This window comes from Anaerovibrio slackiae (assembly GCF_009695585.1).
In the GTDB taxonomy this organism is placed as follows: domain Bacteria; phylum Bacillota; class Negativicutes; order Selenomonadales; family Selenomonadaceae; genus Anaerovibrio; species Anaerovibrio slackiae.
This window is the reverse complement of the sequence record NZ_VUNR01000001.1, coordinates 107,801-122,859: the sequence shown is the minus strand read 5'-3', so window position 1 is coordinate 122,859 and position 15,059 is coordinate 107,801. Positions and strand designations below refer to the sequence as shown.

Here is a 15,059-nt window from a genome sequence, read left to right as displayed (position 1 = left end):
GCCCAAAGCAAAAGCTGTCGTTTCATAGCTCCATCCCCTACCCATCGCTCGCAGGTACAAGCAGATGCATCCAAAACTCCCCTGCTGTGGATGCAGCCGCTAACGGTGACGATTGAACAGGCAGTTCTCCTGACTCGGCTTCATAGGTTGGCACGCCTTCCCAGAGCCATCACGCCTTTACGCCGCAATGTGCTGCCCCAGTGACATAAATGTGCCGCCCTCTGCCTTACAGTGGCGGGACCGTTCCGGCTTATACCGGATTCTCTATTAAGTCTGATATACAGACACCTGTCCTTACTCTATTAAATTAATTATATTGTACAGCTAGATTTTATTGTTGTCAATTAATTTGATATATCTTACGATATTATTTTTTTATATTTCCTATGAATTATGAATCAACTGCCCGGACAATGTTGCCTGCCCCCTCTGCCTATATTATACTACCAATATCTATCAAAGCATAACAATAAAGATAAATAAATAATGCTAAAATAAAGCACCTGCTGCCACTAGTGCATTGACATACAGGTGCCTCATAAAATTAGGAGATATCTAGAAATTATATTAGAACTTGTAACTGAAACTCAGCAGATAATTCACCGGCGCAGAATAATAATAGGACGAGCTATGGCTCAAATTATCCTTGCGATCCAAAATGTTATCTACAGAAAGCGCCACCTCGGTATTCTTGTCAGGAGCGTAGCTGGTACGCCAGGAAGTCAGGAAATACGGCTTGGTAGCATAAGCAGGATCACTGGACGGATTCATAACTCGACTGCACAGATATGAGCCGGAAAGGGACGATGTCCACTTCTCTTTTTTATAGGTAATACCGCCGGTAAGCTGCAGCTTGCCCTGAGTACGCTCCCAGCCTAATTTCTTGCTTTCACTTTTGGTCTCAGGATTCTGCCAGGTAACACCATACTGATACGACCAGCCATTGGTACCGCTAATATCGCAGGAAAGCTCAATGCCTGTATTGCGAAAATCCTCGTTGGTATATGTATAAGATGTTTTCTTTTTATCCCACTTGGCTGCAATGTTGTCCGTTATATCCGTATGGAAAATTGCCAACCGCCAATTGTGTTTGTTATGGTTCTGCTTCCAGCCAATTTCATAATTTATGCCATACTGCGGCTTTAAATCAGGGGCAGGATTTGCATTATCTGAGGACGGAAACATCTGAGCAAAAGTAGGCATAATAAAAGACTGATTTACACTGGCATAAAGATTATTATTATCGTTCATCTTATGCAGCCATTGCAGGGAACCACTCAGGTTATTATAGTTTTCAGCAGCTCCCGTTGTCCAAGTTTCACGCAAGCCGAAAATACCTGTATTTTTCGCATCAAAATGCTGCTCCCATTGGCCAAAGACGCCCCAGTTATTGCGCATGCGATTTTTGATGCTGTTACCTGTCGTGCTAATAGCCGGTAAAGCCTGATATACCTCGTGCTGACCGCTTATCCCCAGAATTGCCGTGGACTTATCGCCAATTTCCCAGATACGCTGACCATCAAAGCCATAAGTCGTATTACACTCCCTGGTATTATATCTGCTATCTGTACGCTTGCCGGATGTACTGCCAGTAGTTGTGAAATATGTCGGCCCCTCTGACTCAACAGTACCAGTATTCCAATACAGATTTCCCTTCCACTTATCATCCTTGTAGTTCAGCTGTGTTACATGCTGCTCCGTGGTGTATTTCCGCCCATTAAACTGTTCTCCGGGCACAACTCCCTGCCCGGCAGAATTATCTACCCGCGTAATAAAACGCTGGTAGTCAGCTTCTGTCTTAAAGAAATCGTACACCATCTGCAAACGAGGATTGATATTCCAATTGAATCCGAAATTAAGCTTATCGGCATCCAAGATATCAGTACGCGATTGTCCTTTCAATTTCTTATAATCTAAATCAGAAAGGCTTGCCCCTTCCTGCTTATCCCATTTATCAGTATGCAGATGAATGCCAAGTATTTCATCGCCAATGCTCAAATCATACTTCTGCTGGCCATAGTTGCCAAAGCCTACAGTAACTTTATTAGGGTTGTTCTTTTTCAAAATAATATTTACAACGCCAGCCATTGCCTCACTGCCGTAAAGCACGGAGCCGCCACCCTTGACAATTTCGATGCGCTCAATATTCTGGGCCGGGATCATTTCCAGATTATACTTGGTACGCCAGGCAACCGGATTGCCATTGACAAGCACCAGCGTACCATTACGATTGCCGCGAATACCCAGCTCATTGTTCATAGTACCCATAGAAGCACCATTAGCACCAAAGGATTTATAAGTAAAACCATTAAGCTGGCTAAGTGCTTCTGCCGCGTTAGTGGCTCCGCTTTCCTTGATCTTTTCCGCAGTCAGCACCATTGTAGATGCCGGCACATCCACATCTTTTTTCGCTGTGCGTGTCGCAGTGACGATAGTATCATCCATCTCGTACACATCCACTGTACTTGTACTATCATTCCCTCCTGGTGTACCATCTTCAGCAGCCAAAGCCAGCGGCGCATGTGCGCTTAAAGCCAGAATAATACCTGCTGTCAGCCATTTCTTTTTCTTCATCTAAATAACCTCCCACCGTGCTGCAATAATACTGCGCAAAAAATTATATATTACGGGTTGAAAACAACCCTCTTGCTGATAATGCACGTTACCGGCTCATCATAAACATTCCTGGCAGCAGCAAAGCTATAGCTGTAGGCCGCCTTTACCGCAGCATTATCCAGGTCGCTATAGCCGGATGAGCCTGCCACCTCTACAGATGACACGCTGCCCTCGGCAGTCACCGTCAGCCTTAGCAGTACAGTGCCGCCAATTCCCTGCTCCTGCAAGTCACGAGGGTAACGTGGCTCATTGCCGCCAAGAAACTTTGGCGGAGTCTTTGGCCTCTTTGCCGCAGCTTCATCCCTGCCGGAACCGCTGCCATCGCCGTTTCCCTCTCCGCAGCCATTACCGCTGCCGGAGCCATCCCCCGATCCTGTCCCGGTTCCATTGCCACTGCCCTTCCCTGTACCACTGCCGTTGCCATGGCCGATACTGGAAGCAGCTCCACTTGCAGCAGGGCTGGCAGCTACTGTACCAAATACCTGCCGTGGTGTCTCTGCCGTTCTATGGATTTCCCTGTATTCCTGCTGCTTTTCCGGCTCCTTTGTATACTCCTCGGCAATCTCAGGCAGCTTCGCTGTTTCAGCAGGCAAAGCTACTGCATCAATAGCCTGGGGCAATTCTGCCGCAGGTGCCGGGGCAGGACTTCCCCCACCGCCGCCACCGCCATTATCGGCAGCCATATCATATACCGTCACATCCACAGCAGGCTTCTTTTCCTGTGCCGCCTGGGCAAAAATCCCCGTTAATGCTACCAGCATAAATACAATAATATGAAATATGGCAGAAATGCCATAGGCATGATATTTATCCTTCTGCTCCTGTGTCATGTCAGGACCTCCCGCTCTCCGCCGCCAAAGCAAAGCGTGTAACGCCAGCCCCTTTCATCTTGTCCAAAAAGCCGATAACCATGCCATAATCCATGCCCTGGTCTGCACGCACCACCACTGCAAAACGCGGATTGCGCCGCTGCTCTGCCGCCGCCCGGCGAAGAAGCTCCCCCTCTGCAATAGGCTGGTCCTCCAGCCACAGGGAACCATCCGCCTTCATGGTCACAAGATAAGTCACCTTCATCTGCGTTTCCGCATGCTGCGCCTGTGGCAGATTCACATCCACGGTCTTGATATTCACCATGTACAAGGTACTCATCATAAAAAATACCAGCAGGAAAAACATGATATCTATCATAGGGATAATATTTACTTCCGGCTTGCAGGCAGCCCGCCTGTCCCTCAGCCTCATACTGCCTCACCTGCTTTATACAGCTCACCTGGTTTCCCTGACAGAGCCTTCCTGCTGGCTTCCACCAGGGAGAAGCACTGCTCCATATCCGTAATTATATTCTCCAGCCGCTGGGTAAAATAAGAATGCACTGCCAGGGCGATAATCGCCACGCACAGCCCCATTGCCGTGGCAATCAAGGCCTCGCCGACACCGCCTGTAATAGCAGTTGCCTGTCCTGATTCCACATTGAATACACTAAATGCGGAAATCATGCCGCTGATAGTTCCCAGGAGTCCCAAGAGGGGTGCCATGGTCACGATAACGCTGAGATAATACAATCTTTGGCGCAATCTGGACAATGCCACGCCTGACTGCACCTCCATATAGCCTGTCAGCTGCCCATGCTCTGCCCCCTCGGCAAGTATCTTAAACGCCCCTGTCAATAAACCTGCCAGATCACCACTGCCATCTTTAGCAATACCAATTGCCTTGCCAAAATCCCCGGCTGACATTGCCTCCGCAAACTGCCTGGTAAAGCCGCGCCCACTGTCACGACGGGCAAAATACCGCCATCTTTCGATAGCTATGCTTACCACCAGAAATGAACATAGCAGCAATACATACATAATGGAGCCGCCCTTGTGAAAAAACTCTACGCCATTAACAATCAAATCCATAAACTATAATCTCCTGTACAATACCTTTTGCTGCTGTACCAGCTTGTTTTCCCAGTCCTCATAATTTTCAGGCACAAACTCATGCACCAGATACCGTGGCTGCACTGCATCCACAATCCGCCTGGCGGCAGCCGTCCTGAAAGGCTGATGCCGGTCAACCTTCAATACATAATCCATCATTTCCCCGGCAGACAGATTATACTCAGGCTGGTTATGCCGCTGCCTCTCCTTTTCCACATATTCCCCGGAAAAAGAGGTATGCAGATGAACCCCCTGGATACTGCCAGCAGCTGAACCAAGGCTGTCCACTATCCGCAAAATATAGTCTGCCGCCTGCGACTCACAGCACAGCCTCGTGTTTGTATTCATCAAATGCCCTGTATCCAGCATGATGCCGCACTTGTGCTTTGTACCAGCCAGCAGCTCATGCACTAAGGCTGGCAAAGTTAAATCCAACCCGGGCCACCAGAGATTTTCATATAGGAGGGCCATCTCCGATGGCAGCCGGGCTGTAAGCTGATTGATTATATCCAGCACAGCTTCTATGACCTGTGCTGAACTGTAGGCAAAGCTGCGGCAGCGGATTTCGCTGCTTCTTGCCTGCGCCACATGAAAAACGGCATATTCTGCACCGCAGTCTGCTGCCTGCTGAAAATTGGCTGCCCACCTGTCCAGCCATGCCTCACGGGAAGCACCAAAGCAGCTTTCAACCTTCTCCCAGGAACCAAATTCCCGCAGCAGTGCCTGTTCATTTTCCAGCCAGAAATCCAGCCAGCTGGGCCAGAACCAAAGATGAAAGCCCTTGATGATATCCGGCTGATGAAAGCTTTTATCCCAGGGGGCACAGCACATAAACTCTATGCCGTCAAGATGATGCCTTTGCAAAAAAGAGGCAAGCTGTGCCGAATTGCCTCCCAGCAGACCTTCTGTATCTGTAATATCATTGGAGAGGTTGACTAATTCCAGCATAAACTGCCTCCTTTACAATCGATTATTAGAAAGTGCAGGTAAGGCCTACCTGATAGAAGCGGCCTGCACATGGGTAATAACTTGCCGGTCCCCATGCACTAGCTAATGAGCCTTTCTGCTCAAAATGCTCCTGATTTGTAAGATTGTTTACCTTGAAGTAGGTAGTAATGTTCTTCTTAATATCATAGCTGAGGTTGAAATCCCAGATGTTATAGCTACTGTTGTTATTATAATACTGAGCATCCAGGCCACTGCCGATAGTACCCAGCAGATTTGCCTTCCAGGCACCGCTGTGATAATGAACACCGATGCGATAGCCATTCGGCTGAAGATTGCCAGAATCTACAGCCATAGGCGAGCCTCTAAATGTTTTCTCACGCTTGATGTAGGAATAGCCTAAGTCATAGCTCCACATCGGGCTAAGCTCCTGCTTGAAGGACAGCTCCATGCCACGGTGTTTTTCCTCATCAACATTTGTTGCCTCCCAAATAGTACCACTAGGTAAATTCATCCACTGGATAGCATCTTTAAGCCTGCTATAAAAGAAAGAGATTCCCATGCTTGTCTTTTCATCAAAGTTATGATTCATGCCCACAGTGGCAGTATAACCTGTCTCTGGTTTCAGATTCGGGTTACCAACATATCCATAACTATTGTAATACAAATCATCGGCAGTAGGAGCCTTGAAAACACGTCCCCAGGAAGCATATACCTGGGTGTCAGCATCCGCTAAATAGTTTATAGCAATCTTTGGGGACCAATGAGTACCAAACATACTATGATTATCCATGCGTATTCCCGGCACTAATGTCCACTTATCTGCAAATTTCCAGGTATCCTGCAGGAAAACGCTCTTATTGTTAAGCTTTTTGCCATAATATCCATTTGTTGCATTTTCCGAATTGCTCTGATGCCATTCTACACCGGTAATCAGCGTATTATAATCATTCAAAAGCCAGCCATATTGTGCATCCAATCCCATGGTACGATTACTAAAAGAACCACTCTGGTCTATCCATTTGTAGTTATAAAAAAACCGCACATACCCTGGCACATCAGTATCTTCGTTAAAATTCCAAGTCAAATTATAGTTGTTAAAATTCTCTCTTAATCGCAACCCATAATAATTAGGCTGGGAAAAAGAACCATAACACTCATATTGCCCATCATCAACAGAACGATGAGCATAAGACAATGCCAGCGAGTCACTATCTGACAAACGATTTTTCAGCTTCATGGAAAAGCTGTTATTATTATAATCGCTATTTGCCATAGTAGGACTATTGCCATCAAACTTATAGTCAAAATGACCGCGCTTCTGCAAACCGCCAGTTATAAACCAGCTGAAATCATTCTCCTTGCCCTGAGTGCTGATTGCATAGTTATGGCTTCCCCAGGAGCCGATATTAATGTCCACCTTGGTTTCATTTTTTACTGCATTTTTGGTAATGATATTGATAACACCGCCAACTGCATCACTGCCATACAGGGCACTGCCACCGCCCTTGACAACTTCAATGCGCTGAATATTGTCCATAGACGGTATCATATTAAGGTCAACACTTGCTCTACCAAAGCCCCCTTGAGCATCATTCAACTTCTGGCCATCCACCAGCAAAACTACCCTCTCATCGCCATTAATTCGCACATAACTGCGCAAACCACCTGCCATGCGCACAATGGATACACCATTAACATGGCCGATTGCCTCATCCACGCTCTGATAATGATTATCCTCAATCTCCTTTGCCGTAATGACCGCAGTATTGGCAGGTGTTTCCAGCTTCTTAGTCGGCATGCGCTCTGCCGTAACTACAGTATCCTCCAGTTCATAGACATCCACCGCCGTGTCAGCAGCATTGCTGTTTTCAGCCTCTGCCGCAAATGCCGTAGTGCCCATAGCTGCACCTGCCAACAAAGCAGCCATTACCTGCATAGTCAGTTTCTTTTCCCATTTTCTCATTTTCTTCATATAATCTCTCCCCTTGCCTGATAAAAAAATAAGCCGGCCACAAGCTCGAAAAGCCTTGACCAGCAAATACCTCCGCGTGAAATAATGCAACAAAATGCAAAGCATTAAATCTGCACAAAGACACACAAAAAAGGAGTCCCTCCATAAAAAGAAAGACTCCCCTATTATCGTCAATCTCCTCCCCATCGCTCGTGGGTGCGGCAAAGCATCGTTGCCTGCCTTAACGGTGATTCATGACAGGCAGTTCTCCTGGCTCAGGTTCATCATGCCTGTGCGCCTTCCCAGAGTCATCGCTCCAGTGACATAACTTATGCACAGCACTCCCCTTACAGTGGCGGGACCGCTCCGGCTTTGCACCGGTATTCCCTTTTAAACCCGGCACAGCAAAACGCCATGCCAAGGTACCTGACACACCCATATTCAATTTGTATAACCTTTTTTCATGCTACATCAAAAAACAAATTCTGTCAAGACATATTTTCTCACTCAGAATACAAAAAACTTTCTTTCTAGCTATCATCAGCCAAGGGCAATTCCCTCACATGGCAGATAGCTTCTGATACTCCGGCAGGCTGGCAAGCCTGTACATCAGCTCATTGGTCATCAGGCAGTCAGAGGCCGCCCGGTGGTGGGTATCAACAATGCCGAAATAATCACAGAGATATTCCAGCTTGTGACAGGATACATTTTTCAGAAGTTTTCTAGACAAATATAAGGTATCAAGATACCATCCTTCAAAGCTCACTCCCTGCGCCTTGAGAAAATTCATATCAAAATTCACATTGTGCCCCACGATGGTCTCCCCCTGCAAAAAGACACTGATTGCAGGCAGGACTTCCTCAATCATCGGGGCATCTGCCACCATTTCATTGGTGATGCCAGTAAAATTCTGAATAAAATACGAAATCCTTCTCCGGGGCCGCACCAGCTGCTGAATAGCCTCCACCTGCTCCCCGTTCCGATATTTCAGGCAGGCAATCTCAATGATTTCACTTTTTGCGGGACTTGTCCCGGTTGTTTCCAAATCGATAACCGTATAATCCTTGGGTATGTCGTATGTCAGCTTCGCCATAAGCTCTCCCTTTTCTCCTGATATATAACCATAATAATTGTATTACATTTGATTGACATCTAACTTTGTTTGCAATATAATATTTACAAACATATTTTTAGGAGGTAAATTATTATGCCAGTCAAAGCAGCTACCAGCATGGTGCAATTCCGCATGGACACTAACCTGAAGGAACAAAGCGAGGAAATTTTTAAAAAGCTTGGTTTAACAATGACCTCGGCATTTACAATTTTCGCCCAATCGGTAGTAAACCACCGCAAAATACCATTTGAAATCAGTCTGCCCGAAGAAACTCCCAACTATGCCACCAAAGCAGCTATGGAAGAATTTTATGATGCAAAAATGGTTGCAGAACCGGGAGCCGAATATCTTGCCAAACGTTTTCAGCGGTGATTATAATGCTGTATGTCAAGGAATCCAGCCAATACAAAAAAGATTTTGAACGTGCCATCCGTCAAGGTAAAAAGCTTGAGCTGCTGGAAAAAGTATTGATTCTTCTCCTCAACCGCCAAAAGCTCCCCCTGCAATACCACGACCATAAATTAAGCAGCAACTACAAGGATTTCCGTGAATGTCACATACAGCCGGACTGGCTGCTCATCTACCGCATTGAAGGCGATACGCTGTTCCTCGCCCGCCTTGGCTCCCACAGCGAGTTATTCAAATAAAGCACAGCTGCCTCAGTATTGCCAATTTATCAGCATTTGGCAATACTGAGGCTTTTCTTTTTAGTTAACCAGCTATCTGCGCCTTCATGATTTCATCAGCACCCTATTCCACCATCGCCAAAAATTCCGCCTCGCTGAGGACAGGTATCCCCAGCTCCTGTGCCTTCGTCAGCTTGCTGCCGGCAGCCTCCCCGGCCAGCACATAGTCCGTCTTCTTGGACACGGAGCCTGCCGCCTTGCCGCCGTGGGACTCAATCAGCGACTTTGCCTCGTTGCGGCTGAGAGTTGGCAGGGTACCTGTCACCACCACCGTCTTGCCAGCCAGCTTTTCATCCACAATGCCGCTGTCCTTCAGCTCCATGTTGACGCCTGCTTCTTTGAGCCGTTTGATAATATCAATATTCACAGGGTCCCGGAAATACTCATAAATCGCCCTGCTGCTGATCTCGCCGATATCATTGACTTCCCGGACAGCCTCCGCATCAGCCTCCGCCAGCTTATCCACGGAATGGAAATGCAGCATCAGCTCCCGGGCAGCAGCCTTGCCAATGCCGGAAATGCCAAAGCCTGCCACCAGCCGCTGGGGCTCGTTGGCCTTTGCCTTTTCGATAGCTTCCAGCACCTTGTCAGTATTTTTTTCCTTGCCAATCAGCCCCGCTGCGATCATGGCCTCCCGATGCCGGGACAGCACAAAGATATCCGCCACATCCTTCACCAGCCCGGCTTCAATCAGTGCATGAATATTCTGCTCTCCCATGCCCTTGATATCCATGGCATCCCTGCCCACAAAATTGATCAGATGATTCTCCATCTGTGCCGGGCAGGATGGATTGGTGCACCTGATATCCGCCATGCTTTCCTCCCGGACAGCCTTATGGCCGCATACAGGACAGGTATCACCAATAAAAAATGGCTCAGTGCCCTCAGGCCGCAGATCATGATTTACAGAGCGCACCTTGGGAATGATTTCCCCGGACTTGAACACGCGGATGGTATCCCCAATCCTGATATCCAGCTCATCAATAAAATCCTGGTTGTGCAGGGTTGCCCGCTCTACCTTGGTACCGCAAAGCTGCACCGGCTCAAAAACAGCCGTCGGGGTGATGCGGCCTGTGCGCCCTACGGAAAGCTCAATATCCAGCAGCCTGGTTTCCTTTTCCTCCGGCGGATACTTGTAGGCCACCGCCCACTTGGGCACCTTGGAAGTCTGCCCCAGCTGCTCCCGCTGGGCAAAATCATTGACCTTTACCACGGCACCGTCAATATCATAAGGCAGGCTGCCCCGGGAGGCCCCGATTTCATCAATAGTTGCCATGACCTCCTCGGCAGTACGGCAAACCTTGTAGTTGTGAATGACCTTCATACCCTGCTTTTTCATGAAATCATAGGCTTCCGTATGGCTGGCAAACTCCCTGCCCTCAGCTGCCTGCAAATTGAACACGAACATGGACAGCTGCCTTTCCTTGGTAATGCGGCTGTCCAGCTGCCTGAGGGTACCGGCAGCACAATTCCGGGGATTAGCAAAAGGCTTCAATCCCAAAAGCTCCTGACGGTCATTTACCTTGGCAAATGCCTCCCGGCTCATGTACACCTCCCCCCGCACCTCAAAGTACGGCAGGCTGTCCTTCAGCTTCTGCTTTATATCCTTGATGACACGGGCATTTTCTGTCACATCCTCCCCCTGAATTACCCCGTCCCCCCGGGTAATAGCCTGGGTGAGCAGGCCATCGCGGTAGCGAAGGGCCAGGGAAAGGCCGTCAATTTTTTCCTCCACCACAAACTCCGGCTCATCCAGTGCCTCAATAGCGGAGTTCACAAAATCCGCCACCTCCGCCTTGGAAAAAACATCCTGCAAGGAAAGCATAGGCACATCGTGCTGCACCAGCACCCCTGCCTCACGCCTTGCCGTACCGCCCACCTGCTGGGTAGGAGAAGTCTTGGTAATCAGCTCAGGATATGCCCCTTCCAGGGATTTCAGCCGCTGCATCAGCAGATCATACTCATAATCACTGATTTCAGGACTGTCATTGTCATAATAGCATTTATTATGATGGCGGATTTCCTTCCGCAGCCTGTTCAGCTCCTTTTTGACCTCCGCTATATCCATCTCGTTTACGTTTACATTGGCACTTTCACTTGCGTTCACGTTTGCCTTTGCCTTTACATTCACATCTGTAGCCATACACTTACACCTTCTTTAATGGCGCATACTTCTGCATCAGCTTTTTCAGCCCGATGCCCGGAAAATTAATCTGTATCTCCCTTTCCTCCCCGGAGCCGGAGACACCCACCACAGTTCCCGTTCCCCACTTGCTGTGGGCTGCCTTGTCACCAGTTTTCCACTGGATGCTCATATCAGGGCGTGCCAGGGATTTGGTGCCCATCTGCACCCCCTTGGCAATGGCAGGATTGATGCTGCGCACTGCCGACAGAGCTTCCAACCCCGACATTGGCTGTCCCTTGGCAGCTGCCGGACGGCTCGCACTGCTGGAAAAATGCGGAGCAAAGCTGCCAGCAGAAGCCATGCCCCCGGCAGGCCTCTGCTGTTCTATCGTACCGGCCTGAGGGGAATTCTTTGCCGTAAAACCTCCTGCATTGCGGCTGTAGCCACCGTAGCCGAAACTGCCCCCAAACCGCTTGCCCCCATAGCGGCTGCCATTGCCATGGCTGCCATAACCATTGCTGCCACTGCCGTAGCCATCATAATCATTATAGCCCCCAAAGCCGCCTTCATCATCAAGCCGCCTGCGTCGGAAAGCAAGCTCCTCCTTCAGCTCATCAGGAATTTCATCCAAAAAGCGTGACGGCTCATATACATTGGTACGGCCATAGATGGTGCGCATACCTGCATAAGTCATATACAGCTTCCGCTGGGCACGGGTGATGCCCACATAGCAGGTACGCCTTTCTTCCTCCATCTGCTCCGGCTCCATCAGTGTACGGGCATGAGGGAACATCCCCTCCTCCATACCTGCCATGAAAACTACCGGGAACTCCAAGCCCTTGGCGGCATGGAGCGTCATCAGGGTAACCCGTTCCTCCTCCAAGTCGGACTCATCAATATCGGAAAGCAGCGCCATCTTGCTCAGAAAATTCTCCAGATTCGGTTCTTCTTCCTCCTCCTTCTCAAACTCCTTGGCAACGCCTATAAATTCATGCAAGTTCTCAATGCGGGACTCATTCTCGATTTTCTTCTCCGCCTTATCATTTTTCAGTGCCTCTACATAGCCGGTCTTCTCCATGACCTCCTCAATCAGGTCGGACACCGCCAGCTTGTCCATGCGCTCCATCAATTCCAGCAGCAGCAGGGCAAACTGCTTCAAAGGGTTGCGGCTTCGGGCTGTAAGGCCCGGCACGGCAGCCAGCAGTTCCTCATTGGCTATTACCTCAAACAGGCTCACATCATTTTCCACCGCATAAACCATCAGCTTGTCCACGGAAGCGGCGCCGATACCCCGCTTAGGCACGTTGATGATGCGCATCAGGCTGACAGTATCCATAGGATTGAACATAACCCGGAGATAGGCCACAATATCCTTGATTTCCATGCGGTCATAGAATTTCAGCCCCCCTACCATGGTATAAGGCAGTCCTACACGCATAAAGGCATCTTCCAGCACCCGGGACTGGGCATTGGTGCGGTACAAAATCGCCATATCGCCATAAGACGCCTTGTAAATATCATGCTGCTTGCTGATAGTATCCGTGATGAACCGGGCCTCATCCCGCTCATCCGAAGCAAGATAGGTGGTAATCTTGTCCCCCTGGGCATTATCCGTCCACAGGCGTTTCTTCTTGCGATGAGAGTTGTGGTCAATTACCGCATTGGCAGCCGCCAGTATATTCTTGGTGGAGCGATAATTCTGCTCCAGCATGATGGTACGGGCATCAGGATAGTCCTTCTCAAAGTTCAGGATATTGGTAATATCCGCACCGCGCCAGCCGTAGATGGACTGATCCGCATCACCCACCACGCAGAGATTGCGGTAGCCCCCTGCCAGCAGGGTGGTCAGCTGATACTGTGCCCCGTTGGTATCCTGATACTCATCCACCAGAATGTACTTGAAACGCCTCTGATAGCGGCTGCGGATTTCCTCATTTTCCGACAGCAGGGACACCGTCACCAGCAGCAAATCATCAAAGTCAAGGGCATTGTTCTCCCGAAGCATTGCCTGATATTTCTTGTATACCTCGGCAACCTTTTTCTGATAAAAATCCGCTGCCTGAGCCTCAAATGCCAGAGGCCCCAGCATCTGATTCTTGGCGTTGGAAATAGCATTGCGTATAGCTCCCGGATTGTACTGCTTATCGTCCAGATTCAGCTCCTTGATGACCTTCTTGACCACCGTCTGAGTATCACCAGTATCATAGATGACAAAATTGCTCTTGTACATGCCAGTGGCCTCAATCTCCCGGCGCAGAAATCGGGCGCAGAAGGAATGAAAGGTACTGAGCCAGATTTCCTTGGCATAAGGTCCAATCATGTTCTCCACACGCTCCCGCATCTCAGCTGCCGCCTTGTTGGTAAAAGTGATGGCCAGAATACTGTAGGGGGCAACGCCATGCTCCAACAGGTTGGCAATCCTGTGGGTAAGCACCCGTGTCTTGCCTGAACCGGCACCTGCCATAATCAAAAGAGGGCCTTCAAGACATGCCACCGCTTCCCTCTGGTCATCATTCAATCCGCTAAAAATATCCAAGCCGCTTCATCCTCCCGCTCTCGGTCACTCCCTGACCACCTCAATACAAACCGTTCAGCTTATGATTGCCCTGTGGCATAATTAACGCAAAAGGGCTGGCATTAGCCATAAGCAACCTCTGCCAGCCCATTATCACAACTAAACTCTTACATCTCTAAACTTTAAGCTCTAACATCTAAGCTTTAACATCCAAGCTCTGACTTATTACAGACCTATTACAGCTTTGCAGCAGCCTCAGTCAGCTGCGGTACAATCTGCTTCTTGCGGGACATAACCCCCGGCAGATATATAGAATCACCAGAGGCATCCTTGCCAAAGGCGTCAGCAATCAGCTGCTTCGGCTCGCCCACAAATACCAGCTCCGTAGACTCCTCCATGATATCGGTAACCATCAGCAGAGCCAGGTCATAGCCCTCTGCCTTGCACAGCTCATTCATGGCAGCAGTCAGCTCTGCCTTCTTTGCCAGGATATCGGCGGTGTCCATTACGGAAATCTGGCTGACGATAGCCTTGTAGCTGCCAAATGAGAACGGCTTTGAGTCAGTTTTAGCAATCTGGGCAGGAGTCAGGTCACCCAGGTCGGCACCTGCCTTCAGCATAGCCATGCCGTACTCCTTCAGATCAACACCGGCAATACCTGCCAGCTTTTCAGCGGCATCCTTGTCCTGCTGGGTGCAGGTAGGAGACTTAAAGAGAACAGTATCGGAAACGATAGCAGACAGCAGCAGGCCTGCAATCTCCTTGGTCAGCTCCACCTGCCAGCGGTCAAACATCTTGGCAACGATGGTGGCGGTGCAGCCAACAGGCTCAATGTGCACGAAAATCGGGTTGGCAGTATTGATGCCCCCCAGGCGGTGATGGTCGATAATGCCCTGCAGGTCAGCAGCTGCCAGGCCGTCTACAGCCTGTCCTTCCTCATTGTGGTCAACCAAAATAATAGGCTGCTTTTCCTCTACGGACTGCACCAGCTCCGGTGCCTCCACCTTGAAGTAATCCAGGGCATACTGAGTCTCCTTGTTCACCTCACCGGCACGGATTGCCACAGCATCCACCCCCAGGCCCCGCTTCAGGGCAGCATAACCCAGTGCGGAGCAGATAGAATCAGTATCAGGATTTTTATGACCGGTAACAAATACTTTACTCAAAACAACTTCCTCCTAA

The 15,059-nt window shown here is 49.1% G+C and carries 12 protein-coding genes and 2 riboswitches; of the genes, 2 read left to right on the top strand and 10 right to left on the bottom strand.

The window, feature by feature from the left end:
- Window positions 1-102: 102 nt before the first annotated feature.
- Window positions 103-307: riboswitch (cobalamin riboswitch) on the bottom strand.
- A gap of 260 nt (window positions 308-567) precedes the next feature.
- From FYJ84_RS00590 to FYJ84_RS00560, 7 genes are all read right to left on the bottom strand, one after another.
- Window positions 568-2,574: a TonB-dependent receptor plug domain-containing protein gene (locus FYJ84_RS00590; RefSeq protein ID WP_154405077.1), complete on the bottom strand. Its 2,007-nt coding sequence runs from the start codon at window positions 2,572-2,574 to the stop codon at window positions 568-570.
- Window positions 2,575-2,624: 50 nt separating this feature from the next.
- Entirely contained in the window at window positions 2,625-3,446 is an 822-nt protein-coding gene (locus tag FYJ84_RS00585) for an energy transducer TonB (RefSeq protein WP_154405075.1), read from the bottom strand.
- 1 nt (window position 3,447) lies between these two features.
- Window positions 3,448-3,858 carry an ExbD/TolR family protein gene (locus tag FYJ84_RS00580; protein WP_154405073.1) on the bottom strand — a complete coding sequence of 137 codons (411 nt, stop codon included), beginning with the start codon at window positions 3,856-3,858 and terminating at the stop codon, window positions 3,448-3,450.
- Window positions 3,855-4,517: a MotA/TolQ/ExbB proton channel family protein gene (locus FYJ84_RS00575; protein ID WP_154405071.1), complete on the bottom strand. Its 663-nt coding sequence runs from the start codon at window positions 4,515-4,517 to the stop codon at window positions 3,855-3,857. Before FYJ84_RS00575 ends, FYJ84_RS00580 begins: the two co-directional genes overlap by 4 nt.
- A 3-nt stretch (window positions 4,518-4,520) precedes the next feature.
- Window positions 4,521-5,486: a TIM barrel protein gene (locus FYJ84_RS00570; protein WP_154405069.1), complete on the bottom strand. Its 966-nt coding sequence runs from the start codon at window positions 5,484-5,486 to the stop codon at window positions 4,521-4,523.
- 25 nt (window positions 5,487-5,511) lie between these two features.
- The gene (locus FYJ84_RS00565) at window positions 5,512-7,458 is read right to left on the bottom strand and encodes a TonB-dependent receptor plug domain-containing protein (protein WP_205764021.1); all 1,947 of its coding nucleotides are present in this window, start codon (window positions 7,456-7,458) and stop codon (window positions 5,512-5,514) included.
- Between the two features lie 222 nt (window positions 7,459-7,680).
- Window positions 7,681-7,882, bottom strand: a riboswitch (cobalamin riboswitch).
- A gap of 114 nt (window positions 7,883-7,996) precedes the next feature.
- Window positions 7,997-8,530, bottom strand: coding sequence for a 3'-5' exonuclease (locus tag FYJ84_RS00560; protein WP_154405065.1), 534 nt, complete (start codon window positions 8,528-8,530; stop codon window positions 7,997-7,999).
- A gap of 114 nt (window positions 8,531-8,644) precedes the next feature.
- Here FYJ84_RS00560 and FYJ84_RS00555 point away from each other — a divergent pair, with 114 nt between their 5' ends.
- Together FYJ84_RS00555 and FYJ84_RS00550 are read left to right on the top strand one after the other, a co-directional pair.
- Window positions 8,645-8,923, top strand: coding sequence for a type II toxin-antitoxin system RelB/DinJ family antitoxin (locus FYJ84_RS00555; protein ID WP_154405063.1), 279 nt, complete (start codon window positions 8,645-8,647; stop codon window positions 8,921-8,923).
- A 5-nt stretch (window positions 8,924-8,928) separates the two neighbouring features.
- On the top strand, window positions 8,929-9,198 hold the full coding sequence (locus tag FYJ84_RS00550; RefSeq protein ID WP_154405061.1) for a type II toxin-antitoxin system YafQ family toxin: 270 nt from the start codon (window positions 8,929-8,931) through the stop codon (window positions 9,196-9,198).
- Window positions 9,199-9,301: 103 nt separating this feature from the next.
- On the opposite strand, the gene ligA is transcribed toward FYJ84_RS00550, so the two are convergent.
- The 3 genes from ligA to FYJ84_RS00535 form a co-directional block, all read right to left on the bottom strand.
- Window positions 9,302-11,305 carry an NAD-dependent DNA ligase LigA gene (gene ligA / locus FYJ84_RS00545; RefSeq protein WP_154405227.1) on the bottom strand — a complete coding sequence of 668 codons (2,004 nt, stop codon included), beginning with the start codon at window positions 11,303-11,305 and terminating at the stop codon, window positions 9,302-9,304.
- Window positions 11,306-11,384: 79 nt separating this feature from the next.
- Window positions 11,385-13,898 (bottom strand): DNA helicase PcrA, encoded by a 2,514-nt coding sequence (pcrA, locus tag FYJ84_RS00540; protein WP_235901287.1) that lies wholly within the window; start codon window positions 13,896-13,898, stop codon window positions 11,385-11,387.
- Between the two features lie 215 nt (window positions 13,899-14,113).
- Window positions 14,114-15,043, bottom strand: a complete 930-nt coding sequence (locus FYJ84_RS00535; protein ID WP_154405059.1) for a manganese-dependent inorganic pyrophosphatase — start codon at window positions 15,041-15,043, stop codon at window positions 14,114-14,116.
- Between the last annotated feature and the right edge of the window lie 16 nt (window positions 15,044-15,059).

Coding starts and splice junctions, on each gene's coding strand:
- FYJ84_RS00590 (WP_154405077.1), bottom strand. CDS start 2,574: ATGAAGAAAAAGAAATGGCTGACAGCAGGTATTATTCTGGCTTTAAGC.
- FYJ84_RS00585 (WP_154405075.1), bottom strand. CDS start 3,446: ATGACACAGGAGCAGAAGGATAAATATCATGCCTATGGCATTTCTGCC.
- FYJ84_RS00580 (WP_154405073.1), bottom strand. CDS start 3,858: ATGAGGCTGAGGGACAGGCGGGCTGCCTGCAAGCCGGAAGTAAATATT.
- FYJ84_RS00575 (WP_154405071.1), bottom strand. CDS start 4,517: ATGGATTTGATTGTTAATGGCGTAGAGTTTTTTCACAAGGGCGGCTCC.
- FYJ84_RS00570 (WP_154405069.1), bottom strand. CDS start 5,486: ATGCTGGAATTAGTCAACCTCTCCAATGATATTACAGATACAGAAGGT.
- FYJ84_RS00565 (WP_205764021.1), bottom strand. CDS start 7,458: ATGAAGAAAATGAGAAAATGGGAAAAGAAACTGACTATGCAGGTAATG.
- FYJ84_RS00560 (WP_154405065.1), bottom strand. CDS start 8,530: ATGGCGAAGCTGACATACGACATACCCAAGGATTATACGGTTATCGAT.
- FYJ84_RS00555 (WP_154405063.1), top strand. CDS start 8,645: ATGCCAGTCAAAGCAGCTACCAGCATGGTGCAATTCCGCATGGACACT.
- FYJ84_RS00550 (WP_154405061.1), top strand. CDS start 8,929: ATGCTGTATGTCAAGGAATCCAGCCAATACAAAAAAGATTTTGAACGT.
- ligA (WP_154405227.1), bottom strand. CDS start 11,305: ATGGATATAGCGGAGGTCAAAAAGGAGCTGAACAGGCTGCGGAAGGAA.